This window comes from Desulfatiferula olefinivorans, from assembly GCF_054657895.1.
Genome location: NZ_BAAHXV010000034.1, coordinates 1 through 17,316, shown reverse-complemented (window position 1 = coordinate 17,316; position 17,316 = coordinate 1). Strand labels below are relative to the sequence as shown.

Genomic DNA, 17,316 nt, shown 5'->3' with positions numbered 1-17,316 from the left:
GACACCCTAATGCCTACCCTGTTGTTTTTACGAACGAAACAGTGTTTGCGCATGACCGCGTGCATGCCGCAGGATGTACCGCTGGGCGCACCGCAACGGGTGACCCATACCTCTGAGCGAAAGGACTTAAGTCGAGATGGATATTGAAGTTGGCGGTCAGATTCAGGGCATATCGTTGGGATCATTCCTTCAGATCGTCCACATGGACAAAACCACCTGCACCCTGAAAATCTATTCCAACGATGACATCGGTTATCTGTACCTGAAAGACGGTGCTCTGGTCGCCGCCGAAACCGGCAAACTTGAAGGAGTCGAGGCTGCCTACGAAATCCTCAGCTGGAACAAGGCGGTCATCATCATCGACAACGCCCCGATCCCCAACCAGAAAATCACCATGCCCCTGATGAGCATCCTCATGGAGGGGCTCCGCCGCAAGGACGAAAAGAACGCCCAGATGGGGGTTGTCGAAGAGGTCGAAACCAAGGAACTCGAGGTGGAATTCGATCCCGACACCTATGTGAGCCGGGATGAGCAAATCGCCTCACAGTTCGTGGTCGACGACACCCCCCAGCCGACACCCGCACAGGCGCCTCCGCCTCCCCCCCCGGCCGGAGCAGAACCCCCAAAGGCGTCACCGCCCCCGCCGCCCCCCGTTTCGGACAACGAGACGCCGGACCTGCAGGACGGCCCGGAAGAGGCCATGGAGGTCCAGGACATTGATTTCGAAGGCGAGGATGAAAGCCATCGCCCGCGTCGGGCCCCGGGTTCCCTGTTCACCCGGATCCTTACGGCGGCCCTGGTCCTTTCGGCCCTGACCTTCGGGGGGCTTTACGCCTACAAGATCTACATCGCCAAACAGAATTACCAACGCGTCATCGATCAGGTGCTGTCCCAGAAAAATCCCGCAACCATGAAAAGCCTGCTCAACACCTACATCAACGCCCAGGATGACGACAACGCCTACATCATGGACGCCATCGGGAAGATGAACGACGTCAACCTGCTGATCGAAATTGAACGGAAGATCGCCGACCTGTCCCTGGACGACGACTACAAGAAACAGGCGACAACCCTTTTCACCACCTTTCTCAAAGACCGGCCGGGCACGTTCCTCGAACCGTACATCCGGAGCAAGATCAGCGGCATTCCCAAAATCATGGAAGCCTATGATTACAAAAAGCTGGCCGCCATGCAGGACGGGGATCGAAAGACCCGGATGAGCGCCTTCAAGAATTTTCTGGCCGATTATCCCGATTCCGGCCACAAGCAGGCGGTTAAAAACATGATGGCCGCCATCAGCGACGAGTATTACACGGAACTGTCCCGGGAAATCCAGACCTGCAACCAGGCAGGCAACTGGGACTCCTGCATCCGCCTGGCCGATGACTTCATCCGGGACTTTCCCGCCGACGCCCGCATCGATGAAATCCGGGAGGTCCGGGACAAAATGACTGACCGGGCCGAATTCGCAGACATGATGTTCCGATCCCGGGCCATGGGGTTTGCCGACGCCAAATCCATGTTCATCGCCTACCTGCAGAAAAAACCCGAGACCTCGCTGAAAAAGGAAATTCGAAACGAAATCTCCCTGCTCAACCGGAAAATCGATTTTCAGTCCAAGTGGGAGGAAACCCGGGCCTTCTGCACCAACCCCAACATCGATGTTCAGAAACGCATCCGTGAACTTTCCGAATACATCGAGCGGGATTACTCGGGCCTGTTCAAAGAACAGTCCTCGGCTCTGATGAAGGATCTGAAGGAAGAAGAAAAAATCGGGCGGGTCCGCATGGCCCAGCTTCTCAAAGAGCGCCAGGAGAAAGAACGCCTGGCCCGCATTCAGGCCGAAAAGGACCGCATCGCCCGGGAACGGGAGGAAGCGCGACTGGCGGAAATCCGACGCAAGGAACGGGAAAAACGCCTGGCCGAAGAAACGGTCCGCATCACGGGGCTGCTGGGACAGTCCGGCGGACGGTTCAAGGTCCATCCGGACCGGACCGTCACCGATACGCGAACGGGTCTGATCTGGTGCCTGATCGATTCCCACATCGCCGAAGGCGAGTGCATGACCTTCGACCAGGCCCGGGACTACATCCGGGACCTGACGACGGCGGGCTACAGAGACTGGCGCATGCCCGACACCAGCGAACTGGCCATTCTTTACAACAGCAGGCCTTACTACCCCTCTTCCGGTGCCTCCTGGTACTGGACCCGGAAAACCAGCGAGCAGAACTGGGGTCAGGATGAAAAGGCCGCCGTCTTCTTTCCCGACCGGAAGGACTCGTTCGAGCAGGTGTTCAAACGCCAGAGCGAATGCGGTTATATCCATGCCGTCAGACCCTGATGACGGGTCGGCCATCGGCCCCGACTTACAGAAAGGCAATTAAGGATCGAATGGACACACGCAAACGAAAAAACACCCGGAACAAGGTCTGGCCTGAAACCGAAGTCCACCTGAAGTACCGGGACAAAATGTCCCTCCACGCCAACAGTATCGCAGACATTTCCGCCCATGCGGACAACCTCAGCGCCAACGGCATCTTCGTGCTGACCGACGAAAAAATCCCCAGCGGCACCGAGGTGGACATCAAGATTGATTTTCAGCCCGGAGAGAAACAGCCGAATTTCATTCACGCCAAGGGGCTGGTGCTTCGCCAGGATGACCGGGGGGTGGCCATCAAGTTCACCGTCATCGACACCCACCTGCTTGGTGAATGCATCATGGCCAAGCTGAACTCCAAAAAATAACGGCTTCGTAAAACGTCCGATATCTGCGTTACGCGTCAGCCCTCGTCACTGCGGCGTACCCTAAGTACGCCTCATTCCTTAAGGCTTCGCAAGCCTTGATCTCGAACGTTTTCCGAAGCCGTCTCAATGTTGATCAGACAACCTTGATGTGCCAGGGTTCGAACCGGACGCCCAGGGCGTTTTTCTCGGTGTAACGCAGGCGGATATACCCCAGATCGGTCAACTTCCGATAGACCGGCGATTGTGTGAACCGCCAGGTAAAATTATCGGACCCGTAACCCCGCTGCCCCACATCGAAATCCCCCACACCATGGAACGAATAGCCCGGAGGCGCCAGGGACCGCGAGGCCTGGGACAGATTGCCCCCGCTCCGGGCGGTTTTGCCCAGGAACAGCATAAACTGCTTGGTGACGCTGCGCAGACCCGAGGTCAGCACCAGGTCGTCGCCCAGGGCCTTCCGGATGATCCGGTAGGTGTGAAGGGGTCGTCCTTTATAAAGGTAATTGCCGGTATTCCGGATCTTGACCAGTTGACCGGTCTTGAGGGTATCGGTAAACCGGGACAGGGGTTTTTCGCCGAGAAAGCCGTATTGGGCCCCGTCCCGGTAAAAAATCATTTCAAGGAAATCAAGTTCCCTGCGGGTAAAGGCCCCGATGGACGGGTACATGCGGGCGGTTCGGATCGCCTGATCGATGCCGATCAGGGCGAACAGGCCGTGTCCCACGGTCTGCTCGACCCGGGTCAGCCGGGCCAGGCAGCCATGGAGCAGGTCAAGATTCGTTTCATCCAGATAGAGATCGCCCGGATGGCTGTCATCAAAATGTTCGATTTTATGGAGGTAGTCTTTGATGTGGGCATCGTGCTCCGCAGAGACGCGCCCTACGGCCGCGCGCTTCAGTGCAGCCTGGGCCGCAGCGGGAATGACGGCGCCCACGCACCCCAGGGACACCATCCTTATAAAGGTTCGTCTGTTCATGACGGAGCGCTTTCGTCCACGGCAGTTTTTAACGTTTGACACACATCGGTTTTTATGAAAGTTCATTATACATCATGATGCCAACCACTATACAACAAGGCCTGCCTCCGAAAAAGCCATTTTTTCAGGGAAGCCGGACACCGGGACACCGCCATGGATAAGAAATCACCCGACACCACGCCCCAGCGCATCCTCGTCTTTCAGCAGAACGGCAGCGGGGAAAACAAAATCAACGGCCTGAAAACATTCGGAGGCGACCTTTTCACCATCGAGCGTTACAACATCGACGGGCCTCTGCCCCCGGTCATCGACGACAGCGACGACTATCTGCCCAACACCATCGATGCCGACCTGGTGCTCGACTACCTGAAACACCTGGACCTGTCCAACGACCTTTGGGCGCTGTGCGAAAAGCTGGGGATTCCCGTCGTTGCATCCAGCAAGAAAACCACGGGGCTCTGGGCCCTGACCCCCCGGGTCTGCTGCGCCCTGCCCCGTCAGAAAAAACTCCGGGCCTACGGCCGGTGCTTCGGCGTTCCCGAGTTTCAGGTCCGCATCGAAGACGGGCTGATCGCGGACATCTCGGTCCTTCACGGCGCGCCCTGCGGTGCCACCTGGGAGGCGGCCCGACGCACCATCGGCATTCCGGTGGAAGACGCCCCCATGCATCTCGGACTGAAAACCCAGTTTTTCTGCACGGCCAATCCGGCGGGATGGGACGTATTGTACGGAAAGAGCCCGGTTCACTACGCGGCCGAGCTTCACCAGGCCGCCCTGAAACACGCCATTCATCGTTGCCTCCGAACCCGGGGATGAGCACCGACCGTCAGGCATCGGACCTGCTCCGGCTGTTTATCGCCGTCGTGCCCGATCCGACCGTCCTTGCCGCCATGCACCGGATCATCGCCGAGGGCCGTGCCCGGTTACGGGCCTGCCCCCTGCGCTGGGTGACGCCTGAGACCACCCATCTGACCCTGCGGTTTTTGGGAGACACCCCGGCCGGCCGATGCCCGGACCTGATCGCAGCCCTTGACGGGATCTGCAAACCGATCCGGCCCTTTGACCTGACCCTGGCCTCGCTGCTGTGCCTGCCCCGCCCGGCCCGGACCCGGGTGCTGGCCGTGGGCATCGCGCCCTCTCCGCCCCTCGACCAGCTGGCCCTCGGCATTGAAACCGCCGTGCGCCGTCTGGGATTCGCACCGGAGCCCCGACCCTTTCTCGGCCACATCACCCTGGCGCGGTGCAACACCATCGACCTGAGACACCAGGCCCCGCCCATACGGTTTGACGGCCTTATCGTCCCTGTCCGGGCCGTGGAGCTGATCCGAAGCACGCTGACGCCCCGGGGCGCCCGGTACACCCATCTGGCCCGCCTGCCTCTTGTCGCCGATCCGCCCTGAAACCGCCGCCGCCCACGTCAAACGGGCCTGTGCCTTCGAACCGATGAAACGTCACCGCCCGTCGGCCCCATCGCCGGCCACATCCCGCCAAATGTCGTCACTGACGGCATTTCAACCGCGCCTCTAATGATATTTCACGAACCCTGAGAGGCAACAATCCTGTTTGACCCATAGAAAACACCACAATTACAATATATTATATTGACTCCTCCAACATCAGGCACGGTTATTGGATGGTCTGGGTGCAGCATTGAATCCGAGTTTGAAAAGCATTCATGCTTCAGGAGGAACCACCGTATGAAACATGTTTTTAAGAACGCCTCATTGACCCCCGCCGCACGAACCATTCTTCGCCTTATCACCTCAAGCATTCTGTGCGCGATCATCCTTCACGCCCTGGCGGCACACGCCGAGGCCCGGGATGTGAATCTTCAATGGGACAGCAACGCCGACGCCGACTACTACGTGGTCTACTACGGCACCGAATCCACCGTCTACACCCATGAGAGCGATCCGGTCTACGCTCCCCAGACCGAATACACCGTCACCGACCTGACCGACACCACCTGGCATTTCGCCGTCAAGGCTTTCAACAGCTGCGGAAACTCAAGCGATTTCTCCGATGAAGTTTCTTCTGCGGCCTCCGCCGAACCCGATCCCCTTTCCGCCTCCATCACGGCCCCGGCCCTTGCGGTATCGATCACCGAAGGGGAGTCCGTGGTGTTCCAGGGCTCCGCCGCAGGCGGCACCGCTCCTTACACCTTCAGCTGGGTGTTCGGCGCAGGCGGCCCCCTGTCCAGCAGTCTCCAGAGCCCCGGTGAAATGATCTTCACCGGCGCCGGAACCTACGATGTCAGCTACACGGCCACCGACAGCGAAGGCCGGACGGCCTCTGACACGATCCGTGTGACCGTGGCCTCGGCCTATGTGGATGTCAACGCCTCAGCCTCCATCTCCGCCCCCACGGGCAACGTCACCATCACCGAAGGCGGCTCCGTGACCTTTGCGGCCACCGTGTCCAGCGGCAACGCGCCCCTGTCCCACGCCTGGAGTTTCGGCAACGGCGGACCGGCCGGGACCAATGTGGAAGATCCGGGCAGCGTGACCTTCCCCACCGCCGGAACCTATACGGTATCATACTCCGTCACCGATAACGACGGCGACACCGCCTCCGATTCCATCGTCGTCACCGTGGAAGAACTCTATGTGGACGTGAACGCCGGAGCATCCATCACCAGCCCCGCGTCGAGTATGACCATCACCGAAGGGGAATCCGTGAATTTTGCGGCATCCGTGACCAACGGCAACGCCCCCTTCACCCACAGCTGGAGTTTCGGTCAGGGCGGCCCGGCCGCACGGACCGTGGAAGATCCGGGCAGCGTGACCTTCCCCAACGCCGGCACCTATACCGTCACCTATACCGTCACCGATAACGACGGGGACACCGCCTCGGCCTCGCGGACCATCACCGTTGAGGAACTCTATGTGGACGTCAGCGCCGCCGCCGCCATCAGCAGCCCGGCCGCCGACGTGTCCATCACCGAGGGTGAATCCGTGACCTTTGGCGCCGCCGTGACAGGCGGTAACGCCCCCTTCACCCACACCTGGCAGTTTGGCGAGGGCGGACCGGCCGCCGTGAACGTGGAAGATCCAGGCAGCGTGACCTTCCCCAACGAAGGCGTCTACACCGTGACCTATACCGCCACCGACAATGACGGCGACACCGCCTCAGACACCGTGACCGTCACCGTCCGGGCCCTGTATGTGGACGTGACCCCCACGGCGGATATCGTCAGCCCCGTGTCCGATGTGACCATCACCGAAGGCGGCTCCGTGAGTTTCTCGATGAACGTGACCTCCGGCAACGCCCCCTTCGCCTACGCCTGGACCTTCGGCCAGGGCGGTCCCTCAGCCCAGACCATTGAAGATCCGGGCAGCGTGACCTTCCCCAACGCCGGAACCTACACCGTGACCTGCACCGTCACAGACAACGACGGCGACATTGCCGCAGACTCCGTGACCGTCACCGTGAACGCCCTGTATGTGGATGTAACCCCCGCCGCCGTGATCGCGAGCCCCGTGAGCAACGTGGCGATCAACGAAGGCGAATCCGTGACCTTTGACGGCGCCGTCACCTCCGGCAACGCCCCCTTCACCCACGCCTGGACCTTCGGCGACGGCGGTCCCGCGCCCATGAACGTGGAAGATCCGGGCAGCCTGACCTTTGACACCGACGGCGTCTACACCGTCACCTACACCGTCACCGACAACGACGGCGACATGGCCACAGCCTCCGTCACCGTCACCGTCCGGGCCCTTTATGTGGACGTGACCCCCACGGTGGGCATGGTCAGCCCCGCCTCCGATACGACCATCACCGAAGGCGGATCCGTGAATTTCGCGGTGAACGTCATCGGCGGCAACGCTCCCTTCACCCATGCCTGGGATTTCGGCAACGGCGGCCCGGCCTCCGTGACCGTGGAAGATCCGGGCAGCGTGACCTTTGACAGCGACGGCGTCTATACCGTGACCTACACCGTCACCGATAACGACGGCGACACCGCCACGGCCTCCGTGACCGTCACCGTGAACGCCCTGTACGTGGATGTGACGCCCGGTGCGGCAATCACCAGTCCCTCGGCCGACACGGCCGTCACCGAAGGGGAATCCGTGAATTTTGCGGCCTCCGTGACCTCCGGTAACGCACCGTTCACCCATGCCTGGAGTTTTGGCAGCGGCGGACCGTCCGCCCGGACCGTGGAAGACCCGGGCAGCGTGACCTTCGATAACGAAGGGACTTATACCGTGACCTACACCGTCACCGACAACGACGGCGACACCGCCTCGGACACCGTGACCGTCACCGTGCGCCCCCTGTACGTGGATGTGCAGCCCTCAGTGTCCATAGACAGCCCCCTGAGCGGCACCACCATCACCGAAGGTGAATCCGTGACCGCCCAGGCCACCGTAACCTCCGGCAACGCACCGTTCACCTATGCCTGGAGTTTCGGCAGCGGCGGACCGTCCGCCCGGACCGTGGAAGACCCGGGCAGCGTGACCTTTAATACCGCCGGAATCTACACCGTGACCCTGACGGTTACCGACCAGGACGGCGACACGGCCTCCGATTCGGCCATCGTCACCGTGAACCCCCTGTATGTGGACCTGACTCCCACGGCAAGCATCGTCAGCCCGGCGGCCAACCTGTCCGTTGAGGCGGGCGCGGCCATCGACTTTGCCGCGGCCGTGACCTCCGGCAACGGCCCCTTCACCCATGCCTGGAATTTCGGCTACAGCGGCCCGGCCGCCCAGACCGTCGAAGATCCGGGCAGCGTGATGTTCCCCAATGCCGGGACCTTTACCGTGACCTACACCGTAACCGACAGCGACGGCGACATCGCCCGCGACACCGTGACCGTCACCGTGACCGCCATTCCCGATACCGGCGGCAGCGACACACCGGTCAGCACCATCGTTCCCGAAGACGGCGCCCTGGTGTCCACAACACCCGAACTGACGGCCCCGGTCAACGACGGCCGGATCAACCTCGAATGGCAGATCAGCATGGACCGGTTTTTCTCCAACGTGGTTATGACCGTGAAAAGCAAGCTCGGCACCTCCATCGTCGTGCCCCAGCTGGTCCTCAACAGCGGCACCACCTACTTCTGGCGGTACCGGAACAAGGCGGCCAAGGGTCTGGATTCCCAGTGGTCCGACGCGGCGTCCTTCATCACCGAAACCCCGGTGACGAACGACAACAACGGCAACGGCGTACCCGATGACCAGGAGGTTCAGGCCGATGCGGACCTGAACAAGGACGGCATTGCCGACATCGACCAGCCCGAGACCCTCACCTGTGTGAAAACCCTGGTGGGCGGTGACACCATGGGCCTGATCCCGATGGACAACGTGGTGGATATCGAGGTGCTGGAATCGTTGACCGCAGACGGCATCAACGACACCGCCGGCATGCCCGACGAGCTGCCCTCCGGCCTGATCAGTTTCCGGATCGTGGTCGAGACGCCCGGCGACACGGCCAAAATCGGCGTCCTTCTGTCCAAACCGGCCCCGGAAAACGCCGGATGGTATAAATACGACTCCATCAACGGCTGGATGGACTACACCTCCCATGCGATCTTCAGCGCCGACCGGACCATGATCACCGTGGACCTGACCGACGGCGGACTGGGCGATGCCGACGGCGTGGCCAACGGCGTCATCGTGGATCCGGCGGGCCTGGGCATCAAAAACAGCTCGCCGACCATGAGCATCGGCATGCCCGGCGCGGAGCAGGGCTGCTTCATCGACAGCAGTCTGCATACCGACCGGTTCCCTCTGGCCTGGTTTGCCGGACTGGCGCTGATCGCCCTGGGTTTTCCGGCCCTGAAACGGGCGGGTATCCGCGTGAGTGATTCGCGGGAATAAGCATTAACCTTCCTCATCCCCCCTGCCATTCCGGTCGGGCCGTCAGGCCCGGCCGGAATGGCTTTTTTTGTGGACATAGTGGACAGCGTGGACGTCGTGGACAGGGTGGACTCACCGAAGGCACAGGGCGCACGCCATGCCTGCCACACCGAGCAACACCGCACCGCATCAGGCAAACAGCCCCGCCCTGAGAAAACCAAAAAAACCGTTTGGCCGCCTTTTCAAAAGGCGGGCCCCCGGCAGGGTCGCCGAAGGCAGAGGGCACCATGCCGTGCTTCCCGACATTGTCACCGCAGCCTTTACAACGGCCGTGCAAACAGGGTATGGTTCGACTGACAGTCCACAGAAACGATTATCCATCAATCCACACAGGGGAGGCTTCCGATGAACAACGCGCAGGACAAGTGGCTGGGGGGGAAACTGGCGGAGCATTGTGTGACGCAGCTGATCAAACACCGGTTTGACGCCCATCTGGTGCAGACGCCCCAGGCGGCGGTCCAGATGATCTTAGGCATGATCGAGCCCTTCGATCGCATCGGATTCGGCGGGTCGGACACCATCCGGAGCTTGGGAATCCAGGATCTGCTCAAGGACAAGGGCAAACGGCTGTTCGACCACAACGAGCCCGGTCTGCCCTTTGAAACCAGCCTCGACTATCGTAAGAAACAAGCCTCCTGCGACTGTTTTCTGTGCAGCGCCAACGCCCTGTCTCTGACCGGCGAAATCGTCAACGTGGACGGCGTGGGCAACCGGACCAACGCCATGACCTTCGGTCCCGGCAAGGTGATCATCGTGGCCGGGGTCAACAAGATCACGGCGGACCTCGAGTCGGCCGTCCGGCGCGTCCGGGAGGTGGCCGCCCCCATGCGGGCCAAAAGCCTGGGCGTGGACACCCCCTGCGCCCTCACCGGACGCTGCACCGACTGCAACGCACCCATGCGGATCTGCAACGTCACGTCCATTTTACATCGCAAACCCATGATGACGGACATCAGCGTCCTTGTGATCAACGAAACGCTGGGATACTGAAACGGTTCTCAGGTCAGTTCGAAACAGAGGGTCAGTTCCAGCTGCTGGGGGCCGGTGAACAGAGACCGGGGAAGACGACTGAAGGGTGCGGCGTTCATGACCGCATCCATAGCCGCCTGATCCAGATCCCGGCGGCCCGAATGACGCACGATGGACAGGTCGGTGGCCTGACCGTCGGGGGTGATGGTGAAACGCACGGTGACCCGCCCTTCGACCATGCGGCTTCGGGCGGATTCGGGGTAGTGCTTGGCCCGCTCGATTCTCATCCGGACCATCTCGAAATAATCCTTCCGTGAAAACAGGCCCCGGCTGTCGGCTGAGGAAAGATCCGGCAAACCGGCCAGCCCGTCCACCGGATTGGCGGGCACGGCAAGCGATTCCATCAGGGAGGAAGAAAGGTCCGGGGCTTCCATGGGAAGAACCGTCTGCGGAACCCGGGGACTGGGCAGGGACGGCTCGGTGATTCTCGGCGGCTCCGGACGCCGCCTGGGCCGGGGAATCACCCGTCCCGATGGCCCCGGCATATCCGCCACGCTCATCTCAATGACGGTCAGCGATTCGGACCGATAGATGCCCGCGATGTAAACAAGCAGTCCCAGATGGACCAGCACCGACAGGCCGATCATCAGCTGAAACAGTCGGTTGGGTTGTCGTTTCAATGCCTGCCCCATGTCCTGCCCGTCCACGTCTACTTTTCCGTCGCCAGACACAGCCGCTCGGCCCCGGCGGCCTTGGCCAGATCCATCACCTTCACGGCCCGGTTGAGTTCCACCAGCCGGTCGGCCTTGACCATGACCAGCCGGTCGGACCGCCCGCCGATCAGGGTTTTCAGTTCCTTGAACAGAAGGTCTTCGCGGTACTCGGTGTTTTTGATGAACGCCCGTCCGTCCCGGTCCACGTACACGGTGATCTCCTCTTGGGTCATGGGTGCCGAGGCACGGGCCTGGGGCAGCTTGATGCGGATGCCCTCCTCGACCAGGAAATTGGTGGTCAGGAGAAAATAGATGAGAAGCATAAACACGATATCGATCAGGGAGGTCAGCGGCGCCTGGATGGCGTAACGGGGACGTCTTTTCCGATGAACCAGCATGGCCTAGGCTTCCTTTTTCATGGACAGGGCCTTGATGAACACCACGGAACCGTTCTGGAGCCGGGCCTCATAGGCGTCGATCCGGGCGGTCAGGTAGCTGTGGGCCACCATGACGGGCAGGGCCACGGCAAGTCCCAGGGCCGTGGTCAGCATGGCCTCCCAGATGCCCCCGGCCAGCACGGCGGCGTTGACCTTGCCGCCTGTGTTCTGAATGACCATAAACGCCTTGATCATGCCGATGACCGTCCCCAAAAGGCCCAGAAGAGGGGCGATGTTGCCGATGGTGGCCAGGGCCTGGATGTAGGCGGACATGCTCCGGACCTCTTCATCCGTGGCGTTGATGATCACGGTTTCCAGCATTTCCCGGTCCAGATCCTTCACGTCCAGGGCCCGGGCGAGTACCCGGCCCATGGGCGAATCGCTCTGTTCGGCCAGGGCGAGGGCCTCGCTCTCCTTGCCGCTGAGCACCAGGCCCGCCACCGAATCCGCCAGGCCCGCTCCCCGGCTGCGCATCCGGGAAAACCGAATGATCCTTTCGAGAAAAATCGCCAGGGCCAGGGCCGAACACAACAGAATCGGCACCACCAACACACCGCCTTTTGCCAGAAAATCGAGCATAAATCATCCTTCACGTCAATGGGCTTGGGGGGTCTCCCCGTTATCGCGGTCCTGGGCCGCCAGAAGGGGCCAGGACCCGGTCTTGTCCTTTTCCATATCGGGCACACCGTCAAAATCGAAATCCTGGCGGGTGGACAGCAGCGTCTCGGCCTCGTCGTAAGTTTCCCAGACATCGGCCCTGCCGTCGGCGTTCGTATCCTCTTCCACGGCATAGAGCCGATTGTTTTCATACAAGAAGCGGGTCTCGAACACCCCGTCGCCGTCGCTGTCCTCTTCGGCACACCAGGGCGTTTCCTTTTCGTCATACAAAAAGACCAGGCGCACCCGGCCGCTCCGGGGGTCCGTCTCCTCGGCCCGTTCCACCTGCCCCGCCGCACTGAGAAACTCGATCAGATCGGCCCGTCCATCCTCGTTGTCGTCGAATTCGCGACGCCGAAGGACGCCCTCCCTGAAACAAAACCGGCTTTCGATGACACGGTTGGCGTTCTGATCCGTCTCGGTCACACGGTCCCAGTCCGGCCGGTCGAACCGGTCCACCGTTTCGAAATACCCGTCGCCGTCGCCGTCTTTTTCCGCTTTCGTCTTCACGCCCCGGTGATAATCAATGGTCAGATCCACAACCCCGTTGAAGGTCGTGTCGGCCTCCATCCGTTTTTTCTGTTCATCGGGACCGAAGGTCAGCCAAGTGTCGGGTTTCCCGTCCTTGTTTTCATCGCGGGTCTGGGATACAAGGAGACCGTCTTCATAGCGGTAGTCCGACTCCATGAACCCGTCATCGTCGGTGTCGGCCACGGTTCGGACCGGCAGGCCGTCCGTAAAGGTTCGGATCCGGTCGATGCGGCCGGTGTGGCGGCTGTCTTCCCTGATCTCGGACACCTGCCCCGCCTTATCGAAGGTCATGAACACATCCATGGTACCGTCAAGGTTGGTATCGCCGGTTTGCGCAACGGGAAGCCCCCGGGCAAAACGGGTCACCCGGTCCGGCCGTCCGTCGAGATCCCGGTCCGTATCCTGGCGAACCACCTCGCCTGCGGCATAAACGCGCAGGACCTCAAAGGCCCCGTCGCCGTCCTGATCGTGCAGGCTTTTCAGCGGCAGGCCCTCCCCGTCGTAATCGGTTTTTGTTTCCACCCGTCCATCGCCGTCCTCATCCACCGACTTGAACACCGGACGCCCGGCGGCAAAGGTCACCCGGACATTCACGGTGCCGTCCTCATCGGTATCCTGGGTCATCCGGACCGGAAGGCCCTTGTCGAAGGTGAACACCTGATCGAAGACGCCGCTGGCGGTGGTGTCCTTTTTCATGGACAGGGGCTGATCGTTTTCATCGAAAATAACGAGCTGAACGACCCGGCCCCGGTCATCCCGACGCTCCTGGCGGCTGCGATGCCCCTCGTTGAAAAAATCGAACACCTCCGGACGGCCGTCTGCGTCCTGGTCCCGCTCGACCCGGATAAGCCGGCCCGTTTCATAATACTGAAACCGGTCCGGCCGACCGTCTTCGTCGGTGTCCAGTCGGACGCACACAAGACGCCCCGACCGGTCATACTCGGCGATCTGATCGATGATGCCGTTACCGTCGGTGTCTTTTTCAACGGTGCGATACCCCTCGGGGGGACCGGCAAACGTGCACAGCGGAATCAGGAGGCCCGTCAGCGACAACGCCGCGATCAGCCGGCGCCGAAATGGGCGGACACTCAGTCGTTCCATGGTTTCTCCCCGGGCAAACCCTGCCCCATGGCCGTTTGCCCCGTTTTCGTGTTGATGATGCGGATCAGACAGGCGGCGTCGGGCCTGCGTCGTCATCCGTGTCGAAGACCATCTTGTGGTTGACCAGGTTCATGTACCGGATCCTGCCCGTCACGGTTTTCTGATCACCGAAGATGCTGGTCAGCCGGTACCCCGTATGGCCCACCGGCTCCAGCAGGTCCACGGATTCCATCAGCAAGGATTCCTTGCCGTCCTTGATCACATAGGCGTTGGCTTCACACATGAAAAAAAACCTCCTTGATGTCGTTTTCGACCACAGCCCTGACCATGTGCGGCAGAGGCTCGGTGGCCAGCCCCACCAACCGGACCGATTCCTGGGTCAGGGGAAGCAGGATTTTAAGGGCCGGTGAACCCATGACCGCCTCGGCCATGGCCGGAGTCACCTCGCCCAGCATGGCGTTGGCCCAGGTCACGGATACCGATCCGATGATCAGATCCGCCGCCGTCACCGAACGGACGATGGCGTTTTCACCGGTGGCGCCCCGGTTGGCTCCGGCCTTGAGCATCTGGCCGGTGGCGATGGCATTGGTCCCCAGACCCCAGACATCCAAGGTTTCACCGTAGCAGGCCTTGATGGCTTTGATCAGGGTCTTGCCGATACCGCCGCCCTGTCCGTCGATCACGCAGATGGTTCTGCCCAAAGAACGCGTCATGATTCATTTATCCCGTCAAAAAAACAAAAAAGCCGCGAAAACACACCCCTCATGGGGGACGGCCTTCGTGGCTTCAAGTGGCTTATGGATGTGGTTCAATTTTTTTTACCGCCGGCCTTCGGGCCGACATTAATGGTCTACCTATAACCAATGGCCCCGTGCCTGTCAATTGAAAAAACCGGGAGAGCCCCGGAGGGTGCCGCCGTCCATGCGGTAGCGGATGCGGGTGACCCGGTCCACGAAATCGGGGTCATGGGAAATCACCACCAGGGTCTTGTCCAGGCCCTCAAGGATGTGGATCAGACGCTCCCGGGTCCGATCGTCCAGGCCGGTGGTGGGTTCGTCGAGCAGCAGGGTGCCGGGATCCATGGCCAGCACCGAGGCCAGAGCCACCAGACGTTTTTCGCCGCCGGACAGACGGTGGGTGATGCGCGGCCCGAACCCGTCAAGCCCAAGCACGTCAAGAACGGAAAGGGCCTTGTCCCGGGCCTCGCGCCGGGAGAGCCCCATGTTGAGAGGGCCGAAGGCCACGTCGTCGAGTACCGTGGGGCTGAACAGCTGGTCGTCGGAATCCTGGAAAAGCAGGCCGATGCGACGGCGAACCGAAACGAAATCCCTGTCCCGGACCCGGGGCGTCCCGTCGATCCGGACGGTCCCGGCCGACGGCCGCAAAAGGCCCATGATCACATGAAACAAGGTGGTCTTGCCGCTGCCGTTGGGACCGGTCAGGGCGATCCGCTCACCTTCGTTGACCGTGATGCAGAGATGATCGAGCACCGGAGACGATGAGCCCGGATAGGCGTAGCAGATGCCGTCCAGATCGATTACAGGGCGGGTAAGGTCCATTCCAGTATCCCCATGGTGGTGATCCACACGCCGGAAAGGGCAAGCAGAACGGCGTCGCGACGGTGAAAGGAAAACTCCGAAAGGCTGTGAAACCGGCCGTCGAACCCCCGGCACAGCATGGCCTGATGCACCCGCTCGGCCCGGGCCGCGCTTTTCACCAGCACCATCCCCAGAAGACAGGCATAGGTCCGGTAGGTGTGCAGGCTGGTTTTGGGCACAAACCCCCGGATGATCATGGCGGTTTTCATTCGCCGGTATTCGTCGTGGATCACCGCGATATAGCGATAGGTGAACAGCAACAGCCGGGTCAGCTTGCCCGAAAGCCCCAGACGGGACAGGGCCTGGCCGGTGACCACCAGCGGCGTCGATGCGGTGTAGACGATAAACGACAGCATCAGAATATTGGCCTTGGCCGTGATCAGAAGGGCCAGGCGGATGCCCTCGGAACTGGCGGAAAAGGGCCCCAGGGTCCAGAGGACCTCACCGGGAAGGCTGAACGGCACCACCAGCCACAGAAACACCACCATGCCGTTGACCGGCAACAGGCCCGTCAGGACCTCGCGGGCCGTCAGGCCGGAAAAACAGGCGGCGATCCCGGCCAGAACTGCGCCCGCCCCCAGACAGCAGGGGCTTTTCGCCACGGCGATCAGCACGGACATCCAGATCAGAAGCATCACTTTCAGCCGGGGATCGAAACGAACCATCACGGCCCCGTCGTGGACACAGCTGCCGTCACGCATCGGCCTCCTTCACCGGCCCCGGGCCGGTCAGCATTTCGGGTCTGACTTTTTTCAAAAATCCCAGACAGGACGCGGTGACCAGCCCTTCGATGATCATCACCGGCACATGGGCGCTCATCATGAGTTTGGCCGCCGGTACGAAGGCCTGGCCGTTCAAAAACAGGGTCAGCCCCACCATGAGCCCCGACAGCAAAACGGAAAGCGCCCCGCAGGCGAAGGCGGCGACAGTGAACGTCAGCCGCCCTGTTTCCGGTTTCTTGGCCCAGCCGAAGGCCAGGCCGCACACGAAGGCCGGCAGGGCCATGTTCAGCGTGTTGACGCCCAGGGAGGTCAGGCCGCCGAAGTGAAACAACAGGGCCTGGAGCAGAAGCCCCACCAGGATCACGGGAAAGGCCCGGATACCCAGGATGAACCCGACCAGCCCGTTGAGCACCAGATGCACGGACACCACGCCTGCGGGCACATGGATCAACGAGCCCACGAAAAAGGCCGCCGACAGAATGCCCATGGCCGGAATCTCCCGGTCCTCGATGCGCCGCAGTCCCGCCGCCACGCCCAGAGCCGTCAGCGCGGCCGCACCGGCCAGAATCTCCGGCCTCAAAACACCTTCTGAAATGTGCACCCTGCCCCCGTTTCCCGAATCATTCGCCCAAAACAAAAAAAGCCGCAAAGACACACCCCTTCCGGGTGCAGGCCTTCGTGGCTTGGATGACGTCGATGATACTAAAAAGTGATCTGAAATCTGCCTTCGGACAGACGCTTTAAAAAAGGTATACCCAAGGGTTTTCAGGCTGTCAATCGGAAAATTCGCACCCCGAACCGGAATTGAACCGTATCCGGAAATATACCCGACCCATCCCCCGCGGTGGAATTTGTAGGGGGACGGCGCGCCGTGCCCCCACCCACGCCGTGCGTCTCAACCGTCCACCACCGACCGGACCATCTTCCCCGCCTGGCCTACAGCTGCGGCCACCCCATCTTTTTATGCTTCTGAAAACTGGATCACTGTTTTTTCTTCGACTCC

General features: G+C 61.3%; 16 protein-coding genes. 6 read left to right on the top strand and 10 right to left on the bottom strand.

Annotation, left to right across the window (positions count from 1 at the left end; genetic code table 11):
• Positions 1–136 precede the first annotated feature (136 nt).
• Positions 137–2,341, top strand: coding sequence for a DUF4388 domain-containing protein (locus tag ACYQ11_RS18025; protein WP_459925208.1), 2,205 nt, complete (start codon positions 137–139; stop codon positions 2,339–2,341).
• Between the two features lie 50 nt (positions 2,342–2,391).
• On the top strand, positions 2,392–2,745 hold the full coding sequence (locus tag ACYQ11_RS18020) for a PilZ domain-containing protein (RefSeq protein WP_459925207.1): 354 nt from the start codon (positions 2,392–2,394) through the stop codon (positions 2,743–2,745).
• Positions 2,746–2,878: 133 nt separating this feature from the next.
• Here ACYQ11_RS18020 and ACYQ11_RS18015 read toward each other — a convergent pair whose 3' ends face one another.
• Entirely contained in the window at positions 2,879–3,721 is an 843-nt protein-coding gene (locus ACYQ11_RS18015) for a M15 family metallopeptidase (protein WP_459925206.1), read from the bottom strand.
• A gap of 153 nt (positions 3,722–3,874) precedes the next feature.
• On the opposite strand from ACYQ11_RS18015, the gene dfsP reads away from it, so the two are divergent.
• The 4 genes from dfsP to ACYQ11_RS17995 all read left to right on the top strand — a co-directional run bounded on the left by dfsP (position 3,875) and on the right by ACYQ11_RS17995 (position 10,575).
• Entirely contained in the window at positions 3,875–4,537 is a 663-nt protein-coding gene (gene dfsP / locus ACYQ11_RS18010; protein ID WP_459925205.1) for a DUF166 family (seleno)protein DfsP, read from the top strand.
• A complete protein-coding gene (gene thpR, locus ACYQ11_RS18005) occupies positions 4,534–5,121 on the top strand; it encodes an RNA 2',3'-cyclic phosphodiesterase (RefSeq protein WP_459925204.1) in 588 nt (195 codons plus the stop codon). The genes dfsP and thpR overlap by 4 nt, the downstream gene beginning before the upstream one ends.
• Positions 5,122–5,418: 297 nt before the next feature.
• On the top strand, positions 5,419–9,546 hold the full coding sequence (locus tag ACYQ11_RS18000; protein WP_459925203.1) for a fibronectin type III domain-containing protein: 4,128 nt from the start codon (positions 5,419–5,421) through the stop codon (positions 9,544–9,546).
• A gap of 384 nt (positions 9,547–9,930) precedes the next feature.
• Positions 9,931–10,575 carry a lactate utilization protein gene (locus ACYQ11_RS17995; RefSeq protein WP_459925202.1) on the top strand — a complete coding sequence of 215 codons (645 nt, stop codon included), beginning with the start codon at positions 9,931–9,933 and terminating at the stop codon, positions 10,573–10,575.
• A gap of 8 nt (positions 10,576–10,583) precedes the next feature.
• Here ACYQ11_RS17995 and ACYQ11_RS17990 read toward each other — a convergent pair whose 3' ends face one another.
• From ACYQ11_RS17990 to cbiM, 9 genes are all read right to left on the bottom strand, one after another.
• Complete coding sequence (locus ACYQ11_RS17990; RefSeq protein WP_459925201.1) at positions 10,584–11,261, bottom strand: energy transducer TonB; 678 nt, start codon at positions 11,259–11,261, stop codon at positions 10,584–10,586.
• Between the two features lie 2 nt (positions 11,262–11,263).
• Positions 11,264–11,665 carry an ExbD/TolR family protein gene (locus tag ACYQ11_RS17985; RefSeq protein WP_459925200.1) on the bottom strand — a complete coding sequence of 134 codons (402 nt, stop codon included), beginning with the start codon at positions 11,663–11,665 and terminating at the stop codon, positions 11,264–11,266.
• 3 nt (positions 11,666–11,668) lie between these two features.
• Positions 11,669–12,283: a MotA/TolQ/ExbB proton channel family protein gene (locus ACYQ11_RS17980; protein WP_459925199.1), complete on the bottom strand. Its 615-nt coding sequence runs from the start codon at positions 12,281–12,283 to the stop codon at positions 11,669–11,671.
• A 15-nt stretch (positions 12,284–12,298) separates the two neighbouring features.
• The gene (locus tag ACYQ11_RS17975) at positions 12,299–13,993 is read right to left on the bottom strand and encodes a hypothetical protein (RefSeq protein WP_459925198.1); all 1,695 of its coding nucleotides are present in this window, start codon (positions 13,991–13,993) and stop codon (positions 12,299–12,301) included.
• Positions 13,994–14,057: 64 nt separating this feature from the next.
• Complete coding sequence (locus tag ACYQ11_RS17970) at positions 14,058–14,276, bottom strand: CooT family nickel-binding protein (RefSeq protein WP_459925197.1); 219 nt, start codon at positions 14,274–14,276, stop codon at positions 14,058–14,060.
• Positions 14,269–14,706 carry a DUF3842 family protein gene (locus tag ACYQ11_RS17965; protein ID WP_459925196.1) on the bottom strand — a complete coding sequence of 146 codons (438 nt, stop codon included), beginning with the start codon at positions 14,704–14,706 and terminating at the stop codon, positions 14,269–14,271. The genes ACYQ11_RS17970 and ACYQ11_RS17965 overlap by 8 nt, the downstream gene beginning before the upstream one ends.
• 165 nt (positions 14,707–14,871) lie before the next feature.
• On the bottom strand, positions 14,872–15,552 hold the full coding sequence (locus ACYQ11_RS17960; protein ID WP_459925195.1) for an energy-coupling factor ABC transporter ATP-binding protein: 681 nt from the start codon (positions 15,550–15,552) through the stop codon (positions 14,872–14,874).
• Positions 15,531–16,292 carry a cobalt ECF transporter T component CbiQ gene (gene cbiQ, locus ACYQ11_RS17955; protein WP_459925194.1) on the bottom strand — a complete coding sequence of 254 codons (762 nt, stop codon included), beginning with the start codon at positions 16,290–16,292 and terminating at the stop codon, positions 15,531–15,533. The genes ACYQ11_RS17960 and cbiQ overlap by 22 nt, the downstream gene beginning before the upstream one ends.
• Positions 16,285–16,914 carry a cobalt transporter CbiM gene (cbiM, locus tag ACYQ11_RS17950; RefSeq protein ID WP_459925193.1) on the bottom strand — a complete coding sequence of 210 codons (630 nt, stop codon included), beginning with the start codon at positions 16,912–16,914 and terminating at the stop codon, positions 16,285–16,287. The genes cbiQ and cbiM overlap by 8 nt, the downstream gene beginning before the upstream one ends.
• Positions 16,915–17,316: the final 402 nt, after the last annotated feature.